This is a genomic window from Marinospirillum minutulum DSM 6287, from assembly GCF_000422325.1.
In the GTDB taxonomy this organism is placed as follows: domain Bacteria; phylum Pseudomonadota; class Gammaproteobacteria; order Pseudomonadales; family Halomonadaceae; genus Marinospirillum; species Marinospirillum minutulum.
Genome location: NZ_KE383818.1, coordinates 1 through 26,976, shown reverse-complemented (window position 1 = coordinate 26,976; position 26,976 = coordinate 1). Strand labels below are relative to the sequence as shown.

The following is a 26,976-nucleotide window of genomic DNA, read 5'->3' as shown; positions in this document are numbered from 1 at the left end:
TTTAGCTTCCTACTTGCTTAGGCCTTAGCTTTTCTAAAACTGCTTGCGTTGCTGGTCTTACTTGTCGCCATAAAAAGAAGGCTTCAGCAGCCTGCTCTACCAGCATTCCTAAACCATCGGCTACTTGTGTCGCACCCTGCTGCTTAGCCCAAAGCATAAAAGGCGTGGGCTGCTGGCTATACATTAGGTCATAGGCGAGTGATTGCTTGCTAAACAAGTGATCTGGCAAGGGAGGAAGATCACCTGCCAAGCTAGATGAAGTGGCATTGATTATTAAATCAAACTGGTTAGCTTCTAATGCTGCCCAGTTACTTGAGCTTAATTGCGTTTCTGGTTGTAAACCATGAAATATTTTGACTAGCTGTTGGGCTTTTTCTGGGGTGCGATTAGCAATTTTTAACTGGGCAATGCCAGCATTCAATAAAGGTTCTATTACCCCACGGGCAGCACCACCTGCTCCAACCAATAAAACCTTTTTACCGGCTAGGCTAAAACCTAGGTTATTGGTTAAATCTCTAACCAAACCAACACCATCGGTATTATCGCCATAAATTTGTTTGTTTTTACCTAGCTGCAAGGTATTTACCGCACCGGCTCGACGTGCACGAGGCGAAAGCGTATCAGCAAAAACTAACGCATCTAACTTAAAGGGAACAGTGACATTTGCACCTAAACCACCCCTAGCAAAAAAGCTTTTAGCACTGGCTTCAAAATCATCTTCTGGTACCAAAATAGCCTTGTAGTCTAATGACTGCTTGGTCTGCTGCGCAAACCAGGTATGAATTTGTGGCGATTTGCTGTGCGCTATGGGGTTACCAAAAACAGCGTACTGATCCAGCATTTTTTATTTTCCTGTTTTTAATAGGCGTTCTACAACCACCTCGGCTAAGGCTAAAGCAGCCGTTAAACCAGGTGACTCAATTCCAAATAAATGCATGACACCTAGGCAAGCATGGTGTGTTTCATCCGCTAAATAAAAGTCGGCAGCGTCACTGGTGGGTGGCGTTATTTTGGGGCGAATACCTGTGTAGTCTGCTGTTAGCTTAGATTTGTCTAGCTTAGGCCAATAATGACTTACCGCTTCTGCAAAGGCATTAAGGCGTGATGGGTCTGCCCGATAATCTAATGCTTCTGCATTGTCTACTGCTAGCCATTCTACATCAGGACCAAAACGCGCTCTGCCTTGTAAATCTAGGGTTAGATGAATACCCAAACCGGCTTTTTCTGGCAGTGGATAAATTAAATGTTTAAAAGGCTGTTTGCCAGTTAAAGAAAAATACTGACCACGCGCAAAATAGGGTTTAGGAATCCAATCAGCAGGAGGGTGAAGTTTATTGGCTAAGGCAGGTGCATGTAGCCCTGCGGCATTAACAATTAAATTAGCGGTTAAAGAATAACCATCAATAGCTAAGGTTTTTTCCGTGGCGGTTAAACAACCACCGGTCACTTGATTAGCCGTTACCAACTGCCCACCCGCGGCTTCTAAATCTGTTAGCAAAGCCTGCATTAAACCGTGGCTGTCAATAATGCCTGTCGCTGGTGAAAATAAAGCAGCTTCGGCTTTTAGCTCTGGCTCTAAGGCTTTTACTTGGTTTTTATCTAACCATTGCAGTGGTTGGCAATTATTATCTAAAGCTTGTTGTTGCAGTTTTTTTAAGCCTGCCAGCTGCTCTATTGAAGTGGCAACAACTAATTTACCGCAGGCTTGATGCGCTATTTGGTGCTGCTTGGCATAGTCGTATAAAAGCTGATTGCCTCGCACACAGGTTTGAGCTTTTAAAGAACCTTGAGGGTAATAAAAACCTGCGTGAATCACTTCAGAATTACGAGCACTGGTTTCTTCTCCAAAACGTGGGTTCTTTTCTAAAACAAAGACCTCACGACCTGCCAAAGCCAAAGCCCTAGCTACCGCAAGGCCAACAACGCCTGCACCTATCACTACTGCATCAAGCTTTTCCACCTAGTCTTTGCTCGCTAGCCAATCTTTAGGCTTCAAAAAGTCGGTATAGAATTTCTCTTCCACCGATCCAGCTTCTGGCTTCCAATCATAACCCCAGCGTACTTGGGGCGGTAAAGACATTAAAATGGATTCAGTTCGACCACCACTTTGCAAACCAAACAAAGTGCCTCTATCCCAAACCAGGTTGAATTCTACATAGCGCCCACGACGATAAGCTTGGAATTCCCTCTCTCGCTCACCATAAGGCATGGCTTTACGACGCTCAACAAGCGGTGCATAGGCCTGCATATAGCTATCGCCCACGGAGCGCATAAAGGCAAAGCTCTGCTCAAAATTAGGTTCGTTTAAATCATCAAAAAACAAGCCCCCTACACCCCGCGCTTCATCACGGTGTTTTAGGTAGAAGTATTCGTCGCACCATTTTTTATATTGTGGGTAAACTTGTGGCCCAAAAGGCTCACAGGCATTTTTTGCTACCTGATGCCACTCAATGACGTCTTCTTCAAAACCATAGTAGGGTGTTAAGTCATAACCGCCACCAAACCACCAAACGGGATCTTCACCGGGTTTTTCAGCTACAAAAAAACGCACATTGGCATGAGAAGTAGGCACATAAGGGTTGCGTGGGTGAATAACCAAAGAAACACCCATGGCTTGAAAACTACGCCCAGCAAGTTCTGGTCTGGCTGCTGTGGCTGAAGGCGGTAATTGATTGCCAAATACATGCGAAAAATTAACACCGCCTTTTTCTATTAGTCCACCTTCTTGCATAACACGGGTACGACCACCGCCACCACCAGCACGTTCCCAACTATCTTCAACAAAGTGATTGCCGTCCAGAGACTCTAGCTGATGACATATAGAGTCCTGTAAATTTAATAAATATTTTTTAACGGCTGCTATATCAACTTGTGACAAAGTATTCTCCTAGATTCAGGCTTTAAGCGCGTAGAACCTCACCTGTTGCCAAGTCGGTTATACGTGTTGGCCGATCTAAACCGCCCAAAGCACCTTTTAAAATCATATCAAGATCACCACCAAAGTTTTGCTCAACTTCTTCATAGCTAAGCAAGGGTGGTTGTCCAGCCGCATTGGCTGAAGTGGAAACTATGGGGCCATCAAAGGCTTCACACAAGGCAACCACCCAAGGGTGATTACTCACTCTAAGTGCTACCCGCGTGTGTTTACCACGAATGAGTTCTGGGCTATAACCATTATCTTTAACCAACCAAGTTTGCGGCCCTGGCCAATTTTCTTCCAACACCTTTTGCTGTGCTGGTGTTATATCTGTAAGCCAAGGTTTAAATTGATCTATATTGGCAGCAATTAAAATTACGCCTTTACTTGGATCTCGCTCTTTTAACAGCAGTAAGCGCTGTAAAGCACGGCTATTAAAAGGATCACAACCTAAGCCCCAAACGGCTTCAGTTGGATAAGCTAACACACCTCCCTGTCTCAGTAGCGCAGCAGCTTCTTGCACTGCTTTATAATCAACCTGCTCTAAAGAACTGTTGAAAGTAACTGAGGTTTCTTTGGGCATTTTTTTACTCAATAAATAAAGAAAACAACATTAGGCGCTTCTGCACCAACCACCCGGTTGCTGCACTATTAGCCCCTCAAGTTCTAGTTCTTGCAAAAGCACTAAACCCTCTTCTGCATTTAATCCTAACTTACCTAGCAACTCATCTACAGATTGGGGTGCATCATGCATTAAACAATAGAGAGGCTGCAAATGTTCTGGTACCTGCGGACTTGCTTCTTCAGCAGTGGAGATGGGTAAAAAAGTTTTTAGTGGCGTACTTAACTCGCTCAGCACTTCCTCTGGGCAGGTTACTAGGGCTGCACCCTGTCGAATAAGTTGGTGACAACCTTCACTTTGTCGCCGCCTGACCGAGCCTGGAATAGCCATCACTTCACGACCTTGTTCCATTGCATGACGAGCGCTCACTAAAGAGCCACTACGCAAAGTAGCTTCAACAACAAGCACACCTAAAGACAAGCCTGTAACAATACGATTTCTAGCTGGAAAATAACGGGGTAAAGGCGGTGTACCTAAGGGATATTCGCTAATTAATGCGCCAGCTTCACTAATATTGGCTGCCATCCTTTGGTGTTCTGGTGGGTAGATAGTATCCAACCCATGAGCCAAAACTGCACAGGTAGAGCCTGAAGCACCTTCTGTAACAGCGCGTAAAGCGCCCTGGTGCGCAAAACTATCCACACCCCTAGCCAAGCCGCTAACAATATTTAAACCCTGCCAAGTTAGCTGATAAGACCAGTTCACTGCATGATGCTCGCCTTCTGGGCTAAGTTTTCTACTGCCTACCACAGCAAGAGAAGGCGCTGCCAGTTGCTCTGGCTGACCTAGAAGAGTCAACAGTAAAGGAGGGTCGGCTATTTCTTGCAGTAAGTTAGGTAACGCAGCTAAAAATATTAGCCAGTGATTGTCTTGTTCAGCCCAAACAAGGTGGGATTTAATAAGGTCAGCAAAAGGAAGTTGCCAAGGGTTATGCAAGGCTAAGCGAGCCAATTGACGCGTTTTATCTTTAAAAGCTGGGCTACTTGCCATTATTTCTAAGAGTTCAACTGCTGTAACCTTGCATAAGTCTGGCGAAGTTGCAGTGGCTAAGTAATGCTTAACCAAGCGCCTTTGGTTGTGTCCGGGAATTAGCCAGAGTGCGAGTTCTTGGGTTAGCTGTTCACTTTCCTTGTGTAATGGCATAGCGCCTCCCCTAACTAACGTATCTCCGCACGACGAAAAATATCACCCGATTGCATTGGCTCTTTAGAATGCATAACCAAAGCAAAGCTAATGTTTTCAAACACTCGATAAACCATAACCGTGCCTTTACGGTTTTCTGCCGCAAAAATCACTTCACCTGTATTGTGATTACGCAAACGACGACCTGGAGCAATAATTTCTAAGAGTGCACCCGGTTTTAACTTATCACCACCCACATTTAACATTACGGCTTGGTAGCGAGAAATTAATTTTTGATCTGACAAACCTTGCAGCAAAGTACCGTGTAAAGGTTGCTGGGGCACACTGGGCTGAAAACCTTCACCAAAAGGGTTGTCTATAAAGGGTAATAACCTATCACCCACTTTTATTTCTTCAAAACTATCCGTAATTTCTAGCTGAGGTAGATCACCTTCTTTATTAACAAGTTGTGCACTACCCAAGGCACGAGCGCGGTAGCCTAAGTATTCTCGTGTTAAAGGATCACGCACCGCTTCTAATTCACGATAAATACCATAGTGAGTCACCCCTTCGGTCAAATCACCTAATACTTCTAACTTGTCGCCCTTAGCTGCAAGGCTGCGATCACCAGTGATATGCACGGTATAAAGCGCATCTTCAAACTCAGGACGATCAATCATTACATCACGGTTTAGAAAGGCACTGACCTGCTCTAAGGGAAGAAAAGGAATGGGTTTTTGCAGGGTTAAAATTCTAAGCCTAGGTTGCAAGCGAATACCTGCTCGCCCTTCTAGCAGCTCAATTACATCACCAGGATAAAGTTCATGGGGGTTATCAACCTGTGGATTAGCCTGCCAAAGCTGGGGCCACATCCAAGGGTCTTCTAAAAACTCTGCTGCTATAGTCCAAAGCGAATCCCCGCGCTGAACTTCATAGCGTTTCGGCGCATCAGCCTTTAAACTAACCGTCTGCGCAACAGCTGCTGTAGAAAATAAGGCAGCTATAAATAAAGCTATAAAACGAGTACGAAGAAATACAAGCAACATAATTATATCCGTATAGAAACCAAAACTCTTAGGTAGCAAAGGTGTCTAAGCCTTGCTTACTTACTTTAAGTTACACTTTGCCTTAAAGCTAGAAAGGCAGCAAGTATAAAATAGATAGAGATGAGACATGAGCCTGTTAACCATTCTTGAATACCCAGATCCACGCTTACGCACTAAGGCTACGCCTTTAGTAGCAGCTGATTTCACAGCTGCTTTACAGCAACAAATAGATGACATGTTTGAAACCATGTACGAAGCGCCCGGTATAGGCTTAGCGGCGACTCAAGTAGACTTTCATAAACAACTTATAGTGATTGATGTTTCTGAAGAAAAAAACCAGCCTTGGGTACTCATTAACCCAGAGCTTACTCCCTTAGAACCCACTTGCGAACTCATGCAAGAAGGCTGCCTTTCAGTGCCTGAATACACTGCAGACATTGAGCGTTATTTACGCATAAAAGTAACCTCACTAGACAGACATGGCAACCCACAAGAATTTGAGTGCGAGGGTTTGCTTGCCCATTGTGTGCAACACGAATGCGACCATTTAAAAGGCATCGTCTTTGTCGATTACCTTTCGCGCCTTAAACAAGAACGCTTGCGTAAGAAATACCTAAAACTTCAAAAGGCTTAAGTTGAATGCGGATTATTTTTGCTGGAACACCTGAATTTGCAGCCACCAATTTACAAGCCATGCTGAATGCTGGGCATGACATTATTGCTGTTTATACCCAACCAGATCGCCCTGCAGGCAGAGGCCGAAAACTTAAACCCGGCCCAGTTAAAGCCTTAGCACTTGAACACAACATTCCAGTCATTCAGCCTTTAACGCTTAAAGACCCAGCTGCCCAACAAGAATTAAACGCACTTAAAGCCGATTTAATGATCGTGGTGGCTTACGGATTATTGCTACCACAAGTCGTTTTAGCTATGCCACGTTTAGGCTGCATTAATGTTCACGCCTCCCTTTTACCTCGCTGGCGTGGTGCTGCTCCTATTCAACGTGCATTGTTAGCCGGTGATGCCGCAACCGGCGTTACCCTAATGCAAATGGATGCTGGCCTAGATACTGGTGCTATGCTGCTTAAAACCCATTGCCCAATTACCAATAGCGACACCAGCGCCAGCCTGCACGACAAACTGGCCGAACAAGGTGGCGCAGCGTTATTAGAATTATTGCCCTTGCTTGCCAAAGGCGAAATAACCGCCGAAACACAAAATGAAGCCGAAGCCACCTATGCCGCCAAACTAACTAAAGAAGAAGCCCAGTTAAACTGGCAGTTATCTGCGTTTGAATTAGACCGCGCCGTGCGTGGTTATAACCCAAGACCCGTCGCTTGGTTTAAAGACGGCGAAGAGGTTATACGTGTTTGGCAAGCAGAAGCGGTTACAGAAGCAGAACTGCAAGAACAAACCAGCACTGCAACCCCTGGCACCCTTGTTGAAGTAACCAAAGATGCATTAATTATTGCTTGTGGCCAAGGCTATTTAAAAATCACCCGCTTACAACTGGCAGGCCGCCCACAAATGCAGGTCAGTGATTTACTCAACGGCAACCCCGACCGCTTCACCGCTAATAAACAGGTATTTCAATGAACGAAGGTGTCGCCGCACGTTTAAAAGCAGTGCAGGCTTTATTGCCAGTAGTGCAACAAAAAACCTCGCTAACCAGCAGCCTACCCAAAGCCCAACAAAAGCTAAGCAGTGAAGAAGCATCGCTAACCCAAGCCCTAGCCTTTGGTGTGTGCCGCTTTTACCCACGGCTTAATTTTTGGGCAGAACAACTGTTACAACGCCCTTTTAAAAGCCAAGATTTAGACGTACACCTTTTATTACTAATTGGTTTATATCAATTACAAGAAGAAAGGGTCGCCGACTATGCCGCCATAGACACCTGCGTAGAAGCCAGCAAACACCTAAAAAAACCTTGGGCAAGCAACCTAATTAATGCCTGCCTAAGGCGTTTTCAGCGTGAAAAAGTAGAGCTAACTGCCCTAGCCGAAGGTAAAGAACTAGCCGCCACAGCTCACCCACCTTGGTTATTAAAGAAAATTAAAAAAGCTTACCGCCAAGACTGGCAAGCCATTTGTGCCGCTAACAATTTGCAACCGCCCATGACACTAAGGGTAAACCAGCGCAAAATTAGCCGTGCTGCCTACCTTCAACAGCTAGAAGAACAAGGCGTTGAAGCCAGCATTACACCCTTTAGCCCTTGGGGCATTACCCTTGCCCAGCCAACGCACCCAGCTAACTTGCCCAACTTTGCGGAAGGCTTTTTCAGTGTACAAGATGAAGCCGCCCAGCTAGTACCTTTAGTGATTGACCTTAAAAATGGTCATAAGGTGTTAGATGCCTGCTGCGCCCCTGGCGGCAAAACTGCCCACCTAGCAGAAACAGCCGACATCAACCTAGTGGCTTTAGATATAGATGCCCAACGCCTTAACCGTGTTCACGAAAACCTAGAACGCCTGCAAGTTAAAGCCGAAGTAAAATGTGCTGATGCTGGTGATACAGCCAACTGGTGGGATGGCGAACTTTTTGACCGAATTTTATTAGATGCGCCCTGTTCCGCTACTGGCGTTATAAGACGTCACCCAGACATTAAATTATTAAGACGCGAAACAGATATACCCAAACTGGCTAAGTTGCAGTTAGAACTTTTAAACAAGCTATGGCCGCTACTCAAAGCAGGCGGCAAACTACTTTATGCCACTTGTTCGATACTACCAGAAGAAAACCAACACCCCCTAGCCAGCTTTTTGCACCAAACACCCGATGCTAAAGAAGTGGTTATTCAAGCAGACTGGGGAACAAAGCAACGCTTAGGTAGGCAGCTTTTTCCACAAGCAGAAGGGCAGGATGGGTTCTTTTATTGTTTGCTAGAAAAAAGCTAGCCGTGCTAAAATGTAAATACAAACGTCATTACAGCAGGTGGGTTATTATGGCTAGTATAAATATTAGAATTGATGGAGAGTTAAAAGACCGTGCTTATGCAGCACTAGAAACGCTGGGTGTAACACCTTCTGAGGTGATTCGACAAACACTTGAGTACGTTGCTAGCAGCGGCAAGCTTCCTTTTCAAAATGAAATATTAACGAATGATGAAGCTGATTTAATAGCAATTGTTCGTCAACGTTTAAGTAACCCATTATCCCCCATAGAAGTCAGCATAGATGACTTATAAGCTACAATTTGATCCACGCGCTTTAAAAGAGTGGAACAAGCTTGGGCATACTATAAAAGAAGCTTTGCGCAAGAAATTAAAAGAAGTACTTAAATCCCCACATGTAGAAAAAAGCAAACTTACAGGCTTACCTGCTTGCTACAAAATCAAGCTTAAAGCTGATGGGTATAGACTCGTTTATCAAGTACAAGATAAAGCTCTGGTTGTGTTAGTTATAGCTATAGGGAAACGAGAGAAAGATGTTGCCTACAAAAATGCACACAATAGAGTTGAATAAAAACTGCTTGCTAGAAAAAACGGAATCATGATTTTAGACAACAAACTCAATATCACCCATCAAGTCGAGCTGGCAAAAGCTGAAGAGAAAATCAGCAAGCAAAAAGCCAGGCAACTTTTTGATACAGGCAATATTGAGCAAGCTGAAACCGGCACCTTTGCCGGTTTATCTTATATTCATGCTTATTTATTTGGTGAAATTTACGAATTTGCAGGCAAACTACGTGAACTGAATATTGCCAAAGGTAACTTTCGTTTTACACCGGTTATTTACCTTGCACAAGCCCTAAAACAAATCGACAAAATGCCGCAAAGCAGTTTTGAACAAATTATTGAAAAGTACGTTGAAATAAATGTTGCCCATCCCTTTCGTGAAGGCAACGGTCGTACGACCCGCATCTGGTTAGACCTTATCTTAAAAAAAGAACTGCAACAGGTTATTGACTGGAACTTGGTTAATAAAGAAACCTACCTTAATGCTATGCAACGCAGCCCAGTCGATGATGCCGATATTAAAAAGCTACTCAAAAATGCCTTAACCAACCAAATTAATGACCGCGAACTTTTCATGAAAGGGATAGACGTTAGCTACTTCTACGAAGGCTATAGTGAATTTAAGACCAGTGAACTCTAGCCATAGCTAACACTAACAATGTTTCTATTAAATCACTAATGAGCCAGCTCATTCGACAAAATAGCAACTACTACTGACACAAGAAAAAGGGTGCTATGTTTTTTTATTGATTAATAGAAAAGCGGGGGAGAGGTATTCATTCATTGAAAGTATACTACTAGAAACTTTAAGATTTTTTCTGCTCAAAATACAAGCGTTCAGTAACCTGCCACAAATCAGACGGTCTACACTTTAATGCTTGTGATAACTTCCAAACAGAATCTATAGAAGCCTTAGCCGTCCCCCGCTCGATGCCCGAGACAAAAGAACGTGCCATACCAGCCTCAAAAGCAAGTGCCTCTTGATTCATACCCAGCTCTACACGTTTTAACTTCACTGAAAGCCCGAAAGCAAAGGCAGCATGGCTCTTCGCATTTAAGGGTGTAGATAAAATCTGACTAACTAGAAAAGGAGTCGGGTTTCTTAGAGAATGTAAGTTCCTACACAAACAAAAACTAAGTCCCCCGACATGAACAATCTTACCTTTTCTAGCCCTAACCTTTCCAGCTTTTGCCAACTAAATAAACTTGGCCTTGTTGCTACTGGCCAGCATATTACTGAAAGCCATGCTGTTCTTGAGTGTCGCTTCACTAAATTGCCAGAGCCTTGCCCTAAATGCTTAACTTATGGCGTTTCTCGAGGTACTGTCGATAGGTGTCTTGCCCACGTGCCTTATGGTCAGCGAACGACCACATTACTGCTGCGTATTCGTCGTTTTAGTTGTGCTTGCGGTTGTTTCTGGCATGAAGATACAAGCAGTGCTGCACCGCCACGCTCAAAGCTTTCCTATGGGGCGATACGCTGGGCATTGGCTGCTATCGTGATTGATCATCTATCGGTATCACGTGTTGCTGCTCATCTTGGTGTAGCGTGGCACACTGCTAATAATGCCATTATCAACGAAGGTCAGCGCCTATTATTTAATGATCCAGCACGTTTTGACGGTGTGACTGTGCTGGGTGTTGATGAGCATGTTTGGCGGCATACACGCTACGGCGATAAGTACGTTACTGCCATCATAGACCTCACGCCCGTGCGTAATAAAACTGGGCCAGCACGTTTACTTGATGTATTAGAAGGACGTTCTAAGCAAGCCTTTAAGCAATGGTTGCAGAACCGCCCTCAGCCCTGGCGTGACAAAATAGAAAGCATTGCCATGGATGGCTTCTCAGGGTTTGAATCGGCTGCTGAAGAAGTTATCCCCAAAGCCAAAACTGTGCTCGATCCCTTCCATGTCGTACGCTGGGCAAGCAGTATGCTAGATGACTGCCGCAGGTGTGCTCAACAGGAAATACTAGGCAATCGAAGGCGTAAAAGTGACCTGCTTTATAAAAATTGTAGAGTGTTACTTACTCGCACTAGTTACCTGTATGAAGCAAATAAAGCGCAGCTTGATCGGTTTTTTTTAGATGAACGCTACCTTGAAGTAGATTGTAGTTGGAGTATGTATCAGCAAGCGGTTACAGCCTACAACGAGCCAGACCGTAGACGTGGCAAAAAGCTTATGCAAAAGCTCATAAAAATAATCACAGCACCCGACTTGCTGATAGAGCTGATTGAAATTAAACGCTTAGGTATGACGTTAAAAAAACACGTTCAGAGCATCCTTGCCTACTTCGACCGCCCAGCCACTAGCAATGGGCCAACTGAAGCGATTAACGGCAGGCTTGAGCACTTACGAGGCATAGCACTTGGATTTAGAAATTTAGCCAATTACATAGCAAGGTGCTTATTAGAATCAGGTAGGTTTAAAAAGCAGCTACACCCTTAAATGCGAAGAGCCTGTTTGGGTCTTGTTTTCATATACTCACCTAATTGCTCATTGGTGCATGATAGCACCTCTAATTAGGTGGCCAGATTAACTATGCCACTACTCCACGCCCGTAGGGGTGCTTTCTTTCCCATGGGAAAGGTTTATAACAGCATGTGTCTATTGCATGCTTGTGGAGATGATTGTTAAAATGGTTTTTGAGTTGAAGCAATTGGCGGGTGATACCGTAAAATAGGATTAGAGATAAATTAATAGCCCTACTTTTTAAGACAGGGCTTGGTGCTTTTTTTAGTGTATATAGATCTAAGTAAATCTATTTAATTGATCGAATTGCTGCCTCTGATAAATATAAAGTTTTCCGATTGCATCTCTGATATGTCATTTAAATTAATAAGGAAGTTTGATTTTTCTGTTCCACAATCATCAACTTTATATCTACCAAATAAAACATTACCATCAGGCTATATACTTGCTGAGGTTTATAAATTACAAAGCTTGATATTAGCCGTACAGGTAGCTTAATCGTAGTACTTAATCTTCCTAGCAAATATTTCACTCTGCTTTTTGTATGATATTCCTGCTGATATATGCTCCTCTGTCGCTTTGAAAGAAGTCCAGTTACCGTAACTATCAAAAGTTGTGTCACTCCTAGTGACTATTATGTAGGTGTCTTTTTCGTTATCATTGTTATGTTTTGTATATGCGTAAAGTACATCATTATCATCGAAGTAGTAGGCTATAAATGAGTCATGATGGGTACTAACAATATGTTTATCAAATAGTAAGGCGCTTTTGTAACCGAATTCCTGCTTTTCATATCCACGACCATCACTTGTTTTCATTAATGAAGGTTTTAAATTTCGATTTCTTGTAGAAACGTTGAACTCATTTAATTTTGGATGGTAAGAGTAACGTTCACTAATTAGAAGGCTGCTATTGCTTTTTATATAGTCATAGGTTGTGATTTTTCTAATATTTAAATCATCAAACTTACTGACTGCACATAATTCATAGGGAATACCTAAGCTATCTGCCTCTACTGTTCTAGACAAGAAGGGTCCGTTGATAACGTCCTTGAAGTCATTTTTACGTACTTTGCAGAAATTATTGCTATATCTTTTTACGTAAATTTCGGGATAGCCGTGATTGTTTAGTTGAACCACCGCCTCGACAGTAATAATCTTGTTATTAGAATCTTTGTGGCTTGCTTTGATCATTGTCACGTTACCTGCACGATCAAAATTAATATACTCTGGTTTAAGCGTATCACCATTTCGATCATAACTTATCCATGAGATCTTATTGTCTCGCGTTGTTAGCTCTAGAGACTTTACTGGGCCAAGAGCATCATAATCTTCTTTTCGTAGCGAAGTCAGTCCAAATTGAAACGAATTGAACCCGCCTAGACTTGGCACACCACGCATGTCAGATAAATTAATATTAAGTGCCATTGCAGATAATGGCGCCATAATTAAAATAAAGGCCATGTAAAGTTGTTTCATGTTATCTTCCTCTATAGTTATGTAGTATAAAAACTCAAGCAACATATGTTAAGGTAAGGTTTTTATGTTATAATAAAAAACATCAGACTACCAAGTAAGTTAAAGATTCTTCTTTAACTTGATTTAAATTTATGCGGTTAATTTTAATAGTTAGGTGATTTAGGGGGAATGTAGCTGCACATTGCCTAACTGCTAACATCACTACTGCTAATAAATTAACATCTGTTGTTACTGTTTAGACGGCTAAGACTTAGCTTCATTCGTCTATACTTTTATAAATCCTAGATTCAACCACCAAGTGCAACTCATTAAACTAGGATTGGATGGCAAGCTGCTGTAGCATCTTATGCTTTTCAATCGACCAAGAATGAGAAGCAAACATGAGACACTACACACAGCTCACCAGAGAGCAACGATACCAAATATCTGCCCTGCTTGATAACAATTTAACCCAAACTGAGATCGCTAAAACGCTTGGTGTTCACAAATCAACCATTAGTCGTGAGCTTAAACGTAATACAGGCAAACGTGGTTAATGACTGGAATCCAGAGCAAATCAGTAAAAGGCTAGCCAAGCTAGGTATTTTAAAGGTCAGCCATGAGCGAATTTATCAGCATATATTCGCAGATAAATTACAAGGTGGATCCCTTTATAAGCATCTCCGTTGTCAGAAAAAATACAAACGTCGCTTTGGTGGACACCTTTTGCTTCTGTTGGTTTAGTGCATACTCTAACGGCAGATAATGGTAAAGAGTTTGCTGAGCATCAAGCCATTGCAAAAGCACTGAATTATGACTTTTACTTTGCAGACCCTTATGCTTCTTGGCAACGTGGATTGAATGAAAATACAAATGGCTTAATACGTCAATACTGCCCTAAAGGTTCATGCTTTAAGCACTTAGATGATGAGCATTTTGAATTCATTATGCATCGTTTAAATAACCGACCTAGGAAAACACTTGGAATGAAAACACCAAATGAAGTATTGTTTGAAGAATTACAGGCTGTTGCACTAGCAAGTTGAATCCAAGAAATTTAAATTCAATAAATACCGGGTGCTACGCCCACCTGCAGAAGATTTTATCAAACAGCCTAAGCTTACTAAGCTGCTTAAGTGGCGGGTTGCAGTGGGTTTACTTACCTTAGCAACCTTGTGGTATTGGCTGGTGTTAATACCTTGTTCAAAATCACCATCTAACATTCTGTTAAGCACTTTTACCTGTTCGGCTAATAGCTGGGTTTGGTCAACATTCTGCCAAAAATGGGCTTTAAATAAGGTGCTCTCTAGCTCTGTTATTACCCCTGAAAAAGCATCATTTAAAGTTTCTAAAAACCAAACGAGCCAAGAAGTAATATTCATATCGCCCTTCTGGCTTTGTTCTAACACCGAATAATAACTCGATCGCTTAGCTAAAATACTTACCGACATAGCATAAAAGCGAATCGACTGCTGCTCTGCTTGGGCTAGGGCTAAGTCGGTTAATAAACGGGTAATACGCCCATTGCCATCTTCTAAAGGGTGCAGGGTAATAAACCAAAAATGCGTTATAGCCGCTCTTAGCAAAGGGTCTAGGTTAGTATCGGTAAGGGAGGAGTTAAACCAAGTTATAAAATCCTGCAGCTCTGTTTCTAAAACGTCTCTACTAGGTGCAGTAAAATGTACTTTAGGTTTATCTAACCGCCCAGATACCACTTGCATAGGCGCATTGCCCCTTAGTTGACCGCCAACTACTGGGTTCAACAAGCTGCTATCTTCTGCAAATAAACAGCGATGCCAATATAAAATACGGTTTAAAGTAAGCGGTTCAGTTAGGTTATCTACCGCATCAAGCATAATTTCTGCTAAACCATCGGTTTGCTTAGTGGTAGGAAAAGGCCGAGCTTCGCTAATGCCTAATTTGTTGGCTAAAGAGGAACGCACAGAAAAGGCGTTAAGCTGCTCACCTTCGATAGCGCTTGAATGCACTAGGTTAGCAAGTAATGTATTTAACCTGCTTTGCTTTTCACTTGGCGACTGACTAGTAGCTTTACCCAACAACACACCTTGGTTTAGGCGTGTTTGCCTTAATAAAGGTTCGATAATACTGTTATCCCAAGTAAAACTGGGCCAATTTGCTTGCTGCCAGATCCACATACTAAGCCTCGTGATGCGATTAACGGCTTTAATCTAATCACATACTGATCCGAATAGGCAAGTTAACTAGCTTTTGTAAACATCTTTCCCGGGTGTATTTTTAAAGCGTTTATACGCCCATTGGTATTGCTCAGGCGCATAGGCAATAATTTGTTCTACGCTGGCATTCACACCGGCTACTGCTGTTTCTTCATCTTCTGAATAAACTTTTTCATCGGCTGGAATTAAAATCAGTTCAAAACCTTTGCCTTTGGGTAAGCGTTTAGCTAAAGCAGTAAAAACTTTGGCGCCGGTTTTTTGTACCAGCTTAGGTAGCAGTGTTGCAGTTAAAGCAGCTTGTCCATAAAAAGGGACTAGTTTGCCACCCTGCCCTTTTTCGGGTACTTGGTCGGGCAAAATCCCTATCATTTCACCGCGCTTTAATGCTTTTAATAAACCTGCAACGCCTTTTAAATCGGCTGGCACTAGGTTGCCACCCATACGACAGCGACCTTCACGTATAGTGGAATCTAGTTCGGCAAGTTTAGGTGGCGAATACATAAAGGTGAAAGGTAACTTGTGCGATATAAACTGAGCGATTAATTCCCACTGGCCTATATGCGGGCCTAACAAAATAACCGGCTGTTTATTTCTATTGGCTTCTTCTACAGCTTCCAAGCCTTGAAAAGAAACAAAATCGGCCAGTACTTTATCTTTAGGTGCCATCCACATACGCCCCATTTCTAACATAGTGCGGGTAATTTCTATAATGGACTGTTTACCCAAAGCATCGCGTTCAGCTTTTGGCATTTCAGGAAAACACAGGGCTAAATTCACCTTAGCAATGTTTCTTTCACGCTTAACAAAACGCCACACTAGGCTGCCGATAGGTACAGCTATGGCTTGCACCCAAGCTAAGGGTAAAAGTGATAATAGCCACCAACCTTTACTTATAACACCCGCTTTCAAACGGTTAGATAGTTTGCTTTTCTTCACAGGGTCTTCACTTCTACCACTTAAACAAAATCCAACTAGGAATTAATAAACGGCCGCGTTCTTGACGTTTATCTAACTGCCCATCGCCTTCAGAATCTACCAAATAATAGGGCTCACCCACCTTAGGAATAACTTTAATGGCATAAAGCAAACCATTTACTCGGTATTCTTCAATGGTTCGATCTGCTTCTTGTCGAATCGTGATTTCCGGCTCTGGCGTATTTGCCATAGCAGAACCTGCTAGCAGCAAAGCAAACATCATTGCTGGCAAACTAAACAAGCGTATTTTTTTCATAAGAATTCCTTCAAGGATGCGTTTTCTAGCAGAGTTCAGTATGCTTTCTATAACTTCTAATTCTTATATTCTAACGCAAACTAACCTTTTACCCTACATTTGGAACCACCTTATGCAACCAGCTTCTGCTCAACTACCACTTATTCTAGTAGATGGCTCTTCTTACCTTTACCGTGCTTTTCATGCCCTGCCACCTTTAATTACCTCTAAAGGCCAGCCGACGGGTGCAGTCAAAGGTGTTTTAAATATGCTTAGAAGCCTTATTAAAACCTACCCCAACAGCCCGATTGCGGTGGTTTTTGATGCCAAAGGCCCTACTTTTAGAGACGAGCTTTTTGCTGAATATAAGGCGCAGCGCCCACCCATGCCCGATGATTTACGCAGCCAAATAGAGCCTTTACATGCCAGCGTTAAAGCCTTGGGCTTACCTTTGTTATGCATTGAAGGCGTAGAAGCCGATGATGTAATTGGCACGCTAGCAAGGCAAGCTGCCGATCAAGGCCAAGCCGTTATAATTTCCACCGGCGATAAAGATATGGCGCAGTTGGTTTGCCCTAACGTTTCTTTAGTCAACACCATGACCAACACCTTTATGGATGAAGCTGGCGTAAAAGAAAAATATGGCATTGGCCCTGAACTGATTATTGATTTTCTAGCCTTAATGGGCGACAAGTCAGACAATATTCCTGGCGTTCCTGGTATTGGTGAAAAAACAGCCCTCGCCCTTTTGCAAGGCATAGGCAGTATGGATGCACTTTATGCCAACCTAGATAAAATTGCTGACCTTAGTTTTCGTGGCGCAAAAACAACCGCTAAAAAACTTGAAGAAAACCGTGAACAGGCCTACCTGTCTTATCAACTTGCCACCATTAAGCTGGATTGTGACCTTCCCCTAGAATGGAACGAGCTTCATTTAAATAAGCCTGATACCGAAGCATTAAAAACCCTTTATACCGAACTTGAATTTAAAAGCTGGTTAAACGATTTACTTAAAACTAATGATGAGCAGCCAACTTCAGCTAGCAGCCAAGCCACTGCCTTACCTGAAGCTGTTGCAGCTAACTATGAAATTATTTTCAAGCAAGAAGATTTAGATAAGTGGGTTAACAAGCTACAAGCTTCAGGGTGCTTTGCCCTTGATACTGAAACCACCAGCCTTAACTATATGCAAGCCGAACTAGTTGGGGTTTCTTTTGCAGTAACCGCAGGCGAAGCAGCTTATGTGCCTTTAGCGCATAACTACCCAGGTATGCCAGAGCAGCTAGATAGAGATGCAGTGCTAGCCCTGTTAAAACCGCTTTTAGAAGACCCCCAGCTAGGCAAAATTGGTCAAAATCTAAAATATGATATGAGTGTGCTAGCCAACTACGGCATTCATTTGCAGGGTATTACAGCCGACACCATGCTGGAGTCTTATGTGCTTAATTCCACCGCCACTCGTCATGATATGGATTCCCTAGCACTTAAATACTTAGGCCGTAGCACGGTCAGTTTTGAAGAGCTGGCAGGCAAGGGTGCTAAGCAATTAACTTTTGATCAACTTGAGATTGAAGCCGCAGGTTTTTATGCCGCTGAAGATGCTGACATTACTTTGCAACTGCACCAAGCCCTTAGCCCGCAAGTAAAAAACACTGGGCGTTTGCAGGCCTTAATTGATGAGTTAGAAGTACCCTTAATTAGCCTTTTATCTAAAATTGAACGTCAGGGTGTAAAAATAGATGTACCTCACCTGCAACTGCATTCACAAGAAATGGCACGGCGCATTCTAGAAATAGAAGAAGAAGCCCACGCACTGGCTGGCCGTCCGTTTAATTTAAATTCGCCTAAGCAATTGGCTGAAATACTTTACGTTGAACAGCAATTACCGGTTCATAAAAAAACACCCAAGGGCGCACCTTCAACAGCCGAAGGTGTTCTAGAAAAGTTAGCCTTAGACTTTCCGCTGCCTAAGTTAATTATGGAGCACCGTGGTTTAGCTAAGTTACGTAATACCTATACCGACAAGCTGCCGCTACTAATTGAGTCTAGCACTGGCCGAGTTCATACCAGCTACCACCAAGCGGTGACAGCAACAGGGCGTTTGTCTAGTTCCGACCCTAACCTGCAAAATATCCCCATACGTAACGAAGAAGGGCGACGTATTCGCCAAGCCTTTATTGCTGAACCCGGTTATTTGCTGGTGGCTGCTGACTACTCGCAAATTGAACTACGCATTATGGCGCACTTATCGGGCGATGAAGGTTTATTAAAAGCCTTTGCCGAGGGTAAAGACATTCACCGTGCTACAGCAGCTGAAGTTTTTGGCGCTCCCTTAGATGAAGTCACTCATGATCAACGCCGCAATGCTAAGGCCATTAACTTTGGTTTAATTTATGGCATGAGTGCTTATGGTCTAGCCAACCAGCTAGGTATAGATGCTGGGCAGGCTAAGCTGTATATAGAAAAATATTTTGAGCGTTACCCAGGTGTACGCCGCTATATGGAAGACACACGCCTACTTGCTGCAGAGCAGGGTTATGTAGAAACCTTAGCTGGTCGTCGTTTGTATTTACCAGAAATTCATTCACGCAATTTTAATCAACGCCAAGCAGCAGAGCGCACCGCCATTAACGCGCCTATGCAGGGCACAGCAGCCGATATTATGAAAGCGGCTATGTTAGCTGTTGACCAGTGGCTAGTTGAATCTAAGCTAGATGCACGCATTATTATGCAAGTACACGATGAGTTGGTTTTTGAAGTGAAAGAAGATCAGGTAGAAGCATTAATTACTGGCATAACACCCTGTATGGAAAATGCTGCCAAGCTGGATGTACCCTTATTAGTTGAAGCCGCTAGCGGTAAAAACTGGGACGAAGCGCATTAACCTTAAACCTATTTAAGTACAAAAAAAGGGTAGCCATTGAAGCTACCCTTTTTATTACTGTTTTACTTACTGCTTAGTTGTTAGTTTATGCGTCAGCTTCTAGCACAGTAAAATCAACCAGTGGCGAAATGTCTGCTTCGTAGTCTACGTCGTCACGCTCAAAACCAAATAGCTTTAAGAACTCGCGCTTGTAGTTAGCGTAATCAGTAATTTCAAACAGGTTGTCGTCGTTCACTTCACCCCAAAGCTTAGTACAGGCTTCTTGTACATCGTCACGTAATTCCCAATCGTCCATACGCAGGCGACCGACCTCGTCTAGCTCTGTAGGCTGGCCATCATCACGGTATAATTGGCTACGGAATAAGCGGTTAAGCTGTTCTATGGTGCCTTCGTGCAAGTTTTTGTCTTTCATCACCTTGTAGACCAAAGCAATGTATAAAGGCATTACCGGAATGGCGGCAGAGGCTTGAGTAACCACTGACTTAAGCACAGCAACATTAGCTGTACCGGAATACTTTTCGGCTAGCATTTTGTTTAGCTCAGCAGCAGCGCGGTCTAAGTCTTCTTTAGCCTTGCCCAAAGCACCGTGCCAATAAATTGGCCAAGTAATTTCAGTACCTATGTAACTAAAAGCGGCTGTTTTAACGCCTTTAGCCAAAACGCCTGCTTCGTCTAAAGCCTGCATCCACAATTCCCAATCCTGACCACCCATTACTTCAATGGTGTCGGCAATTTCTTGTTCGGTAGCGGGTTCAATTTCAGCTTCAATAATAACGTCTTTATTGGTGTCTATAGCGCTTGAACGGTAAGTTTCACCAATTGGCTTGAGTACCGAACGCTTTACTTCGCCGGTAGTTGGTAGTTTACGCACTGGTGAAGCTAACGAATAAATAACTAAATCGACTTCACCTAAATCAGCCTTAATGGTTTCAATCGTTTTAGCACGCACTTCATCAGAAAAAGCATCGCCATTAATGGATTTAGCATAAAGGCCAGCCTCTTTAGCTTGTTCTTCAAAAGCCCAAGAGTTATACCAACCGGCAGTGCCTGGCTTGCGCTCTGTGGCTGGCTTTTCAAAGAAAACGCCTAAAGTAGCTGCTTGGTAACCAAAGGCGGCGGTAATGCGTGCTGCCAAGCCGTAACCACTGGAAGAACCAATGACAAGCACTTTTTTAGGGCCTTCACTTTTAACACCCTGCTGTTTGGTGACAGCAATTTGGTCGGCAACGTTATTAAAACAACCTTTAGGATGGGTTGTTGTACAAATAAAACCACGGTACTTGGGCTTGATAATCATGCATAGGCCTCAATTTATATTTTAATCTTCTAAGATTTGGATAGATGAGCAAAGCGTATTATAAACACCTTAGCTATAAACACCTAGCCAACTAGCTTAGCTCTAAGGGTACAATGGGCACTTAACTGCCCACACTTTTTGGCTAGCTTACTGAAACCCAAGGGTATATAACAGACCTATCAATTTTAAAAGTGTAACCGTGTCAATACTTAAGCAAGGATTCAACATGCTAGAACGTCGTTTTTGGTTAGTGTTTCTCTTCACTACCTTCTTGGCATTTCCCTTACAGGCCAAATCTTTTCCCGATAATTTTATTAAATTAGAACCCGGTACTAGTTATGAAGGACAGCTTAACCCCAAAGAAGTGATGCGCTTTTATTTTGTGCTAGAGCGTGGCATGGATGTAGTGCTTGAAAGCCATACCACCTTAAAAAGAAGCAATAATGTTTACCCAGGGGCGGTGCTTTTTCATGCCGATGGTAGTGTGATAAAAAGGGATTGGAATGGTGGGCAGGGGCGTAATTTTCGTATTAGCGAGAGCTTAGCCGCTGGCACTTATGTATTAAGAGTAGAAGATGGTCGTGGCTGCGGTTCACTGCATGGCTGCCCTGAAATCATTAAAGATTTCACCTTAACTTTTGAAGTTCAAGAAACCTCGCCCTTCTAGCGGTGAGCAAACCTTCACCAGCTTACACTAAGTCATGTAGAATAGACCAGTAATTCTAAAGTCAGCAAAACCTAAAATTTAGGGAGTTAATTTATGGGACGCTTTTTAAAGTGGCTAGTAGGTGGTTTATTCAGCCTAGTTTTTCTAGTCGGCTTGCTTATTTTTTTACTGGTCACTTTTGTTGATCTCAATAGTTTAAAACCACGCCTAGAGACACTAGCAAAAGAGCAGGCAAAAATTGACCTAAATATTGCAGGTGACCTTAGCTGGAGTTTCTTTCCCTACCTAGGTATAGAGTTAGGTGAAATTCAAGTTCGCCCGCTAGCCACCCCTAACGCTCGCCCTCTTGCTTCTATACAAGAAGCAGCTGTAGGTATTGCAGTTATTCCTTTATTAAAAGGCGAGGTAAAAATAGATCGCCTTCATCTAATTCAACCTAAGGTTTATTTACATAGAAACACAGCAGGTATCGCCAATTGGGAGCTAGTTCAAGAAGGATTAGTAAAAAATCCTAGCGAAGCTGAAGTTACAACCAACAGTACACCAGCAGAAAGCATTCAACCTGAACAGGCTACACCTGCTACCACCTCACCATTAGAGCTAAACCTTGCCATTGCCGATATTTGGTTAGATAGGGCAGAAGTTCAAATACAAGATGAAATTGACCAGCTTGATGTGCAATTAACCGATGTATCAATTCGCGCTAAAAACGTTAGCCTGACACAAGCTTTCCCTCTTGAGTTGGCCGCCAAGCTAAGCCTTGCAAAACCAAAAACAAATTTAGATTTAAACCTTAGCAGCCACATTAAACTCGATTTAAATGCCCAGCACTATGGTTTAGATCAGCTAAAAATAAAGCTTATTGCAGCTTATCCTGAAGTACTTAAAACACCTGCCACTCTTACCCTAGAAGGCAAGGTAGATGCACAAATGGCCAGTGGCGAAGTAAAGCTACCCTTAACACTAGCTTTAAGCGCCCCAGACTGGGTAGATGCTAGCTTGCCTAAAATTGCCGCGACTCGGCTTGCACTAGATGCCAATTTAGATTTAAACAAGCAGCTTTATTTACTGAATAAACTACAACTAAACACCAGCCTAGCTTTAGATAAAAAGCAAAAAATGCTGCCATTAAGCCTACAGGTAACGGGTGAAGCTGATTTAGAAAAACAGCTAGCAACCCTTAACCAACAGCTTAGCCTTAATGAGTTTCAACAAACTCTCAACATTAAGGCCAGTGAACTGCTCGAAGCGCTTAAATTTTCTGGTGTATTAAATATTGAAGTTTCTCAGCTAAGAAAACTTCTCACTGACTTAGGCATAGAGCTACCTACAATGGCTGACACCACAACTTTAGGTCAGCTAATTACCAATCTTGGGTTTGAGGGCAATCTAAACAAGTTGGCCGTTAACCAGATGCAGCTTCAACTGGATGAAACTGAACTTAAAGGCCAGGCCGAGGTTAACTTACAAACCTTAGCTGTTTTTTTACGCCTTACAGGTAATGCGTTAGATGCTGGTCGTTATTTGCCACCGCCCTTAACAGAAAAAGAAACGGCAGCTACAAAAGCACAAGCTGCTACTCAGGGTTCTACTAACCAAAGCACCGCAACCAATGCACAACAGCAAGCAGCTAATGATGAAGAGCTGCTACCCGTTGAGCTACTCAAGGAACTCAATCTAGATATTGGCTTTAACTTAGCTAAGCTAAAAATTAGTGGACTCAATCTTGAAAAAATAAATCTCGGTTTAACTGCTAAAGATGGCTTAATTGATGTACAGCGGGCTAATCTAGACCTTTACCAAGGCACTTTCCGTAATCAAGCACAGATTGATGTTCGTAAAGCACCTGCAAAACTCAGCCTTACCACTGACCTTAAAAACCTAAATTTACGCCCACTGCTTGATGACCTAGAGAAGGAGTCACTTCCTCTGCGTGGCAAGCTAAATTTTGCTGGTGATTTTACCACTCAAGGTACGCGCCTTTCTGAATGGCTGGCTTACTCCAATGGCCCAGGCAAACTGCGTATGATTAACGGTGCTCTTACAGGTATTAATCTTTCGAAAGAAGTTTGTGTAGCTGCGGCAACGATTGATGGTCGCACAAGCAATAAACAATGGAGCGAAGATACTGAGTTCACCAACTTATCAGCTGATGTAAAGCTAGTGAATGGCCAATTGAATAACCAAGACTTAAAACTTGCCATTCCTGGTTTTGAGGTTTCAGGCTATGGTTTTTATCACTTAGTAGCAGCAGACTTTTTATATAATTTAGGTATTAGGTTTAGTGAAGATGCTGATCAACATAGCTGCCCAGTTAACTCAACCTTGGCAAAAATACGCTGGCCAGTAGAATGTAAAGGCTCACTTGCAGAAGAAAAACCTAAGATTAGTTGCAAAGCAGACACTCAAGCTGTCACTCGTTTGGTTGGCCAAATGGCCAAAGAAGCAGCTAAACAAGAAGCAAATAGAATAAAAGAACAAGCTAAAGAAAAAGCCAAACAAGAAGTTAAGGCAAAAGCTGATGAACAAAAAAGCCAGCTTAAAGAAGAAGCGAGTAAGAAAATTCGCTCCCTCTTTAAATAAAGTTAACTGAAACGCTTAAAATAATGCTAACCAAAGTGCTAAAGGAATAAAAACTAAGCTAGCAAAATTGCCAGCAAGAACTATCGAGGCAACACGTTGTGGTTCTTGTTGGTATTGCTCAGCCAGCATAAAGTTAAGCACTGCAGGGGGTAAGGCTGCAAAAACTAATAAAATGCCCCACTGTTGATCTGGTAGGTTTAAGAAGGGCGCTATTAGATAAGCTAACAATACACCAGAAGCAGGGCAGGCAAAGGCCCCAATTGTCCCTAGCTTTAAATCACTTAAATCCACATCCAGTAAGCGAACGCCTAAGGCAAATAGCATTAGTGGTATGGAGATTTGTCCAAGCATTTCTGTAGGCAAAGCTAAAAAAGCAGGTAAATGCAGATTAAAATGACTAAAAGCTAAGCCTGCAAAAGAAGTAACAACAATAGGGTTTTTTAGTAGTGAGCTAAATTTAGTGCGGCTATCTAAAATGTATAAACCTAAAGTAAAGTGCAGCAGGTTAACGGTAACAAAAATAGTAATGGCGGCAGGCAGAGCCTCTTCACCAAAGGCTAGCACTAATAAAGGAATACCCATGTTTCCTGTGTTATTAAACATCATGGGTGGCAAGAAGGTTTTAGCACTTACTTTCAAAAACTTAGCTAAGGGCCATAAAATTAAGCCAGAGCCTATAACCACAACCAACGAGCCAATCGCCAAGTCTTTATAGTTGACTAGCTCAAAGTCGCTACTAGAGAGTGCTGAAAATATCAGTGCAGGAATAAAAACATCCATATTCACTTTATTTATCCAGCGAATGTCTGGCTTAAATTTTCTGGCATAGACAGCACCAACAGCAATGATCAAGAAAACTGGCAGCACAATATTGGCAAGGGTTAGAAACACAGGTATTCCTTAGATGTGAGATTTTCTAGCTAACAAAGGCTAAACTGAAAGAAGGTAACTCTAAACACAACTTCAACAAAGAGCAAAATATTATGCGTGCAATGATAATTCGTAAGCCGGGTGATTATAGTGTCTTTGAAGCAGCTGATATGCCAGAGCCAACAGCAGGTAAAGGCCAGGTTCGTATTAAAGTTAAAGCCACCAGTATTAACCCACTAGAGCTTAAAATTCGTGAAGGTCTAGTGGCTGCTGGCCCAGATTATCCAGCAATCTTAAATGCAGATGTTGGTGGAATAATTGATCAGGTTGGTGAAGGTGTCAGTCATTTTGAAGTCGGTGATGCCGTTATAGGTTGTGCAGGGGGCTTAAAAGGTAATCAAGGCGCGTTAGCAAACTTTATGCTTGCAGATGAGCGGCTTATTACCCATGCACCAACTAACCTAGCTTTAGAAGAAGCCAGCGTATTGCCTTTAGTGTTTATGACTGCTTGGACAGCACTGGTTGAGCGCTGCAATATACAAAACGGTGAAAAAGTACTTATTCATGGTGGTACAGGTGGTGTTGGTCATGTAGCTATTCAATTAGCGAAGTCTAGAGGCGCTGAAGTTTACACAACTGTTTCATCTGATGAAAAAGCGGCAATAGCTAAAAGCCTAGGTGCAGATGAAGTCATTAATTACAAGAAGGAAGCCGTTGAAGACTATGTACAGCGCCTAACAGATGGCAAAGGTTTTAGCGTGGTATTTGATACGGTTGGCGGCAAGTCGTTAGATGACAGCTTTGCTGCCGCAAGCATTAAGGGTCAGGTAGTTTCTATTAACACACGATCAACGCATGATCTGTCACTAATGCATGGTAAAAGCCTAACCCTGCACGTTGTCTTCAGAGCTTTACCACTATTAACCGGCTTAGGAATTGAGTCTGAAAGGGCTAGGTTAGCAGCACTAGTACAACTAGTTGAAAAGGGTCAGCTAAAACCTTTAATAGCAGCAAAGTCTTTTGGTATTCATCAGGTAGCTGCAGCGCATGAATACCTAGAATCAGGAAAAGCTAAAGGTAAAATACTGTTAACGCATCAAGGCATTTAATCTTTTGCTAACAAAAGGGGCTAGCTAAATAACTAGCCCCTGCATTTGAATAAAGCTTTCCTTAGAACTCGTTACTTAGCGCCTTATAACCTTTAACTAGCTCATGGTTAGCAGTAATTACCTGCTCAGAAAACTCAGATTCTGAAGCTTTTACACGGGGCACTTTATCTAAGCAAGAGCCTTTACTAAGCTGCATAGTAGAAGGCACATAGAAACCTGCTGGTAGGTCACAGCCATCAATTACAGCGTTATGGCGTACTGCACAACCATCACCAATTTCACAGTTGAAAATAACACTGTTAAAACCAATGAATACTCGATTACCTATTTTACAGGGTCCATGAATAATTGAACGGTGGGCAATAGATGTACATTCACCTATATCAACTAAGCCACCATCTTTAGAGTGAATTACGACGCCATCCTGTATGTTTGAGTTAGCTCTAATGATGATTGGATCCATATCACCTTCTTCATTCGTTTCATCCGCACGAATAACGGCATAAGGCCCAACATATACATTGTCTTCTATGATTACTTTACCGCAAATAATCGCAGTATTATCAACATAGGCACCAGGGTGTATTTGTGGCATATCGCCGTTTGGATTGCGTCGAATCATCTTAGACCTCAAAATAAATTATGAATTAGACTAAAGCGGCAGAAAGCATAGCAGATGAATGAAATTTAGGCTTTAATTTTTTTCATAAAAAAACCCCCAGCCTATTGGCTGAGGGTTTAGTAATAAGTGCCTGACGATGACCTACTTTCACATGGGGAGACCCCACACTATCATCGGCGCTGAGCGGTTTCACTTCTGAGTTCGGCAAGGTATCAGGTGGTTCCCACTTGCTATGGTCGTCAGGCTTAACTGGCGGTTAAAAGCTTTTCTTTAACGCTTATTTGCGTTGTTACTGGGCTTTTATCCAAAAAGGGGCAAACATTCGTTTTGATCTTTTTAAGATCAAGTGTTTTAAAAGTGTTTTGTCTGGGTGTCTATTGATTGCTTAGTTTAAGCAGCCTTGATTCTGTGCATTAACCGTCGTATCCGGTTTTTTTCGTTGCTGTG

25 protein-coding genes, 1 rRNA gene and 1 pseudogene are annotated in these 26,976 nt (G+C 42.6%); 12 read left to right on the top strand and 15 right to left on the bottom strand.

Annotated features, from left to right (window positions below; all coding sequences use genetic code 11):
- Position 1: 1 nt before the first annotated feature.
- From aroE to H571_RS0109640, 6 genes are read right to left on the bottom strand one after another with little or no spacing between them, the layout of a single operon-like run.
- Entirely contained in the window at positions 2-841 is an 840-nt protein-coding gene (gene aroE, locus H571_RS0109665) for a shikimate dehydrogenase (RefSeq protein ID WP_027849122.1), read from the bottom strand.
- Between the two features lie 3 nt (positions 842-844).
- On the bottom strand, positions 845-1,960 hold the full coding sequence (locus H571_RS0109660) for an NAD(P)/FAD-dependent oxidoreductase (RefSeq protein ID WP_027849121.1): 1,116 nt from the start codon (positions 1,958-1,960) through the stop codon (positions 845-847).
- On the bottom strand, positions 1,961-2,878 hold the full coding sequence (gene hemF, locus H571_RS0109655) for an oxygen-dependent coproporphyrinogen oxidase (RefSeq protein ID WP_027849120.1): 918 nt from the start codon (positions 2,876-2,878) through the stop codon (positions 1,961-1,963).
- Between the two features lie 22 nt (positions 2,879-2,900).
- Positions 2,901-3,500, bottom strand: a complete 600-nt coding sequence (tsaC, locus tag H571_RS0109650; protein ID WP_051168360.1) for an L-threonylcarbamoyladenylate synthase type 1 TsaC — start codon at positions 3,498-3,500, stop codon at positions 2,901-2,903.
- A gap of 30 nt (positions 3,501-3,530) precedes the next feature.
- Positions 3,531-4,682, bottom strand: a complete 1,152-nt coding sequence (gene dprA / locus H571_RS0109645) for a DNA-processing protein DprA (RefSeq protein ID WP_051168272.1) — start codon at positions 4,680-4,682, stop codon at positions 3,531-3,533.
- A 14-nt stretch (positions 4,683-4,696) separates the two neighbouring features.
- Positions 4,697-5,707, bottom strand: a complete 1,011-nt coding sequence (locus tag H571_RS0109640; protein WP_027849117.1) for a LysM peptidoglycan-binding domain-containing protein — start codon at positions 5,705-5,707, stop codon at positions 4,697-4,699.
- 127 nt (positions 5,708-5,834) lie between these two features.
- Here H571_RS0109640 and def point away from each other — a divergent pair, with 127 nt between their 5' ends.
- From def to fic, 6 genes are read left to right on the top strand one after another with little or no spacing between them, the layout of a single operon-like run.
- Positions 5,835-6,341 carry a peptide deformylase gene (gene def / locus H571_RS0109635; protein ID WP_027849116.1) on the top strand — a complete coding sequence of 169 codons (507 nt, stop codon included), beginning with the start codon at positions 5,835-5,837 and terminating at the stop codon, positions 6,339-6,341.
- A 5-nt stretch (positions 6,342-6,346) separates the two neighbouring features.
- Complete coding sequence (gene fmt / locus H571_RS0109630) at positions 6,347-7,303, top strand: methionyl-tRNA formyltransferase (protein ID WP_027849115.1); 957 nt, start codon at positions 6,347-6,349, stop codon at positions 7,301-7,303.
- Positions 7,300-8,601 carry a 16S rRNA (cytosine(967)-C(5))-methyltransferase RsmB gene (rsmB, locus tag H571_RS0109625; RefSeq protein ID WP_036218077.1) on the top strand — a complete coding sequence of 434 codons (1,302 nt, stop codon included), beginning with the start codon at positions 7,300-7,302 and terminating at the stop codon, positions 8,599-8,601. The genes fmt and rsmB overlap by 4 nt, the downstream gene beginning before the upstream one ends.
- A gap of 47 nt (positions 8,602-8,648) precedes the next feature.
- Positions 8,649-8,891 carry a type II toxin-antitoxin system RelB/DinJ family antitoxin gene (locus tag H571_RS0109620; RefSeq protein WP_027849113.1) on the top strand — a complete coding sequence of 81 codons (243 nt, stop codon included), beginning with the start codon at positions 8,649-8,651 and terminating at the stop codon, positions 8,889-8,891.
- Positions 8,881-9,168: a type II toxin-antitoxin system RelE family toxin gene (locus tag H571_RS0109615; protein ID WP_027849112.1), complete on the top strand. Its 288-nt coding sequence runs from the start codon at positions 8,881-8,883 to the stop codon at positions 9,166-9,168. Before H571_RS0109620 ends, H571_RS0109615 begins: the two co-directional genes overlap by 11 nt.
- 27 nt (positions 9,169-9,195) lie before the next feature.
- Positions 9,196-9,801: a protein adenylyltransferase Fic gene (fic, locus tag H571_RS0109610; RefSeq protein ID WP_027849111.1), complete on the top strand. Its 606-nt coding sequence runs from the start codon at positions 9,196-9,198 to the stop codon at positions 9,799-9,801.
- A 166-nt stretch (positions 9,802-9,967) separates the two neighbouring features.
- Here fic and H571_RS14855 read toward each other — a convergent pair whose 3' ends face one another.
- Positions 9,968-10,177, bottom strand: coding sequence for a helix-turn-helix domain-containing protein (locus H571_RS14855; RefSeq protein WP_036218074.1), 210 nt, complete (start codon positions 10,175-10,177; stop codon positions 9,968-9,970).
- Between the two features lie 132 nt (positions 10,178-10,309).
- Between H571_RS14855 and H571_RS0109600 the strand changes: the two genes are divergently transcribed.
- Positions 10,310-11,611 carry an ISL3 family transposase gene (locus H571_RS0109600; RefSeq protein WP_027849110.1) on the top strand — a complete coding sequence of 434 codons (1,302 nt, stop codon included), beginning with the start codon at positions 10,310-10,312 and terminating at the stop codon, positions 11,609-11,611.
- A gap of 518 nt (positions 11,612-12,129) precedes the next feature.
- Here the strand turns inward: H571_RS0109600 and H571_RS0109595 are convergent.
- Positions 12,130-13,113, bottom strand: coding sequence for a hypothetical protein (locus tag H571_RS0109595; protein WP_027849109.1), 984 nt, complete (start codon positions 13,111-13,113; stop codon positions 12,130-12,132).
- Positions 13,114-13,493: 380 nt separating this feature from the next.
- Between H571_RS0109595 and H571_RS15855 the strand changes: the two are divergent.
- Positions 13,494-14,138: pseudogene (locus H571_RS15855) on the top strand (IS30 family transposase).
- Here H571_RS15855 and H571_RS0109575 read toward each other — a convergent pair.
- The 3 genes from H571_RS0109575 to H571_RS0109565 form a co-directional block, all read right to left on the bottom strand.
- On the bottom strand, positions 14,127-15,248 hold the full coding sequence (locus H571_RS0109575) for a Fic family protein (protein ID WP_027849107.1): 1,122 nt from the start codon (positions 15,246-15,248) through the stop codon (positions 14,127-14,129). The pseudogene H571_RS15855 and the gene H571_RS0109575 overlap by 12 nt on opposite strands.
- A gap of 66 nt (positions 15,249-15,314) precedes the next feature.
- Entirely contained in the window at positions 15,315-16,223 is a 909-nt protein-coding gene (locus tag H571_RS0109570) for a lysophospholipid acyltransferase family protein (protein ID WP_027849106.1), read from the bottom strand.
- A gap of 13 nt (positions 16,224-16,236) precedes the next feature.
- On the bottom strand, positions 16,237-16,518 hold the full coding sequence (locus H571_RS0109565) for a DUF2782 domain-containing protein (RefSeq protein ID WP_027849105.1): 282 nt from the start codon (positions 16,516-16,518) through the stop codon (positions 16,237-16,239).
- A gap of 112 nt (positions 16,519-16,630) precedes the next feature.
- On the opposite strand from H571_RS0109565, the gene polA reads away from it, so the two are divergent.
- Complete coding sequence (gene polA, locus H571_RS0109560) at positions 16,631-19,381, top strand: DNA polymerase I (RefSeq protein WP_027849104.1); 2,751 nt, start codon at positions 16,631-16,633, stop codon at positions 19,379-19,381.
- Positions 19,382-19,466: 85 nt separating this feature from the next.
- Here the strand turns inward: polA and fabV are convergent, their stop codons facing one another.
- The gene (gene fabV, locus H571_RS0109555) at positions 19,467-20,678 is read right to left on the bottom strand and encodes an enoyl-ACP reductase FabV (protein WP_027849103.1); all 1,212 of its coding nucleotides are present in this window, start codon (positions 20,676-20,678) and stop codon (positions 19,467-19,469) included.
- A 226-nt stretch (positions 20,679-20,904) separates the two neighbouring features.
- On the opposite strand from fabV, the gene H571_RS0109550 reads away from it, so the two are divergent.
- Both H571_RS0109550 and H571_RS0109545 read left to right on the top strand, forming a co-directional pair.
- Positions 20,905-21,345: a hypothetical protein gene (locus tag H571_RS0109550; protein ID WP_027849102.1), complete on the top strand. Its 441-nt coding sequence runs from the start codon at positions 20,905-20,907 to the stop codon at positions 21,343-21,345.
- 93 nt (positions 21,346-21,438) lie between these two features.
- Entirely contained in the window at positions 21,439-23,928 is a 2,490-nt protein-coding gene (locus H571_RS0109545) for an AsmA family protein (protein ID WP_027849101.1), read from the top strand.
- Between the two features lie 15 nt (positions 23,929-23,943).
- Here H571_RS0109545 and H571_RS0109540 read toward each other — a convergent pair whose 3' ends face one another.
- Entirely contained in the window at positions 23,944-24,819 is an 876-nt protein-coding gene (locus tag H571_RS0109540) for an AEC family transporter (RefSeq protein WP_036218072.1), read from the bottom strand.
- A 92-nt stretch (positions 24,820-24,911) separates the two neighbouring features.
- On the opposite strand from H571_RS0109540, the gene H571_RS0109535 reads away from it, so the two are divergent.
- Positions 24,912-25,907: a zinc-dependent alcohol dehydrogenase family protein gene (locus H571_RS0109535; protein WP_027849099.1), complete on the top strand. Its 996-nt coding sequence runs from the start codon at positions 24,912-24,914 to the stop codon at positions 25,905-25,907.
- Between the two features lie 61 nt (positions 25,908-25,968).
- On the opposite strand, the gene H571_RS0109530 is transcribed toward H571_RS0109535, so the two are convergent.
- Positions 25,969-26,529 (bottom strand): gamma carbonic anhydrase family protein, encoded by a 561-nt coding sequence (locus tag H571_RS0109530; RefSeq protein WP_027849098.1) that lies wholly within the window; start codon positions 26,527-26,529, stop codon positions 25,969-25,971.
- Positions 26,530-26,657: 128 nt separating this feature from the next.
- Positions 26,658-26,773, bottom strand: a 5S ribosomal RNA gene (gene rrf, locus H571_RS0109525).
- Positions 26,774-26,976 lie beyond the last annotated feature (203 nt).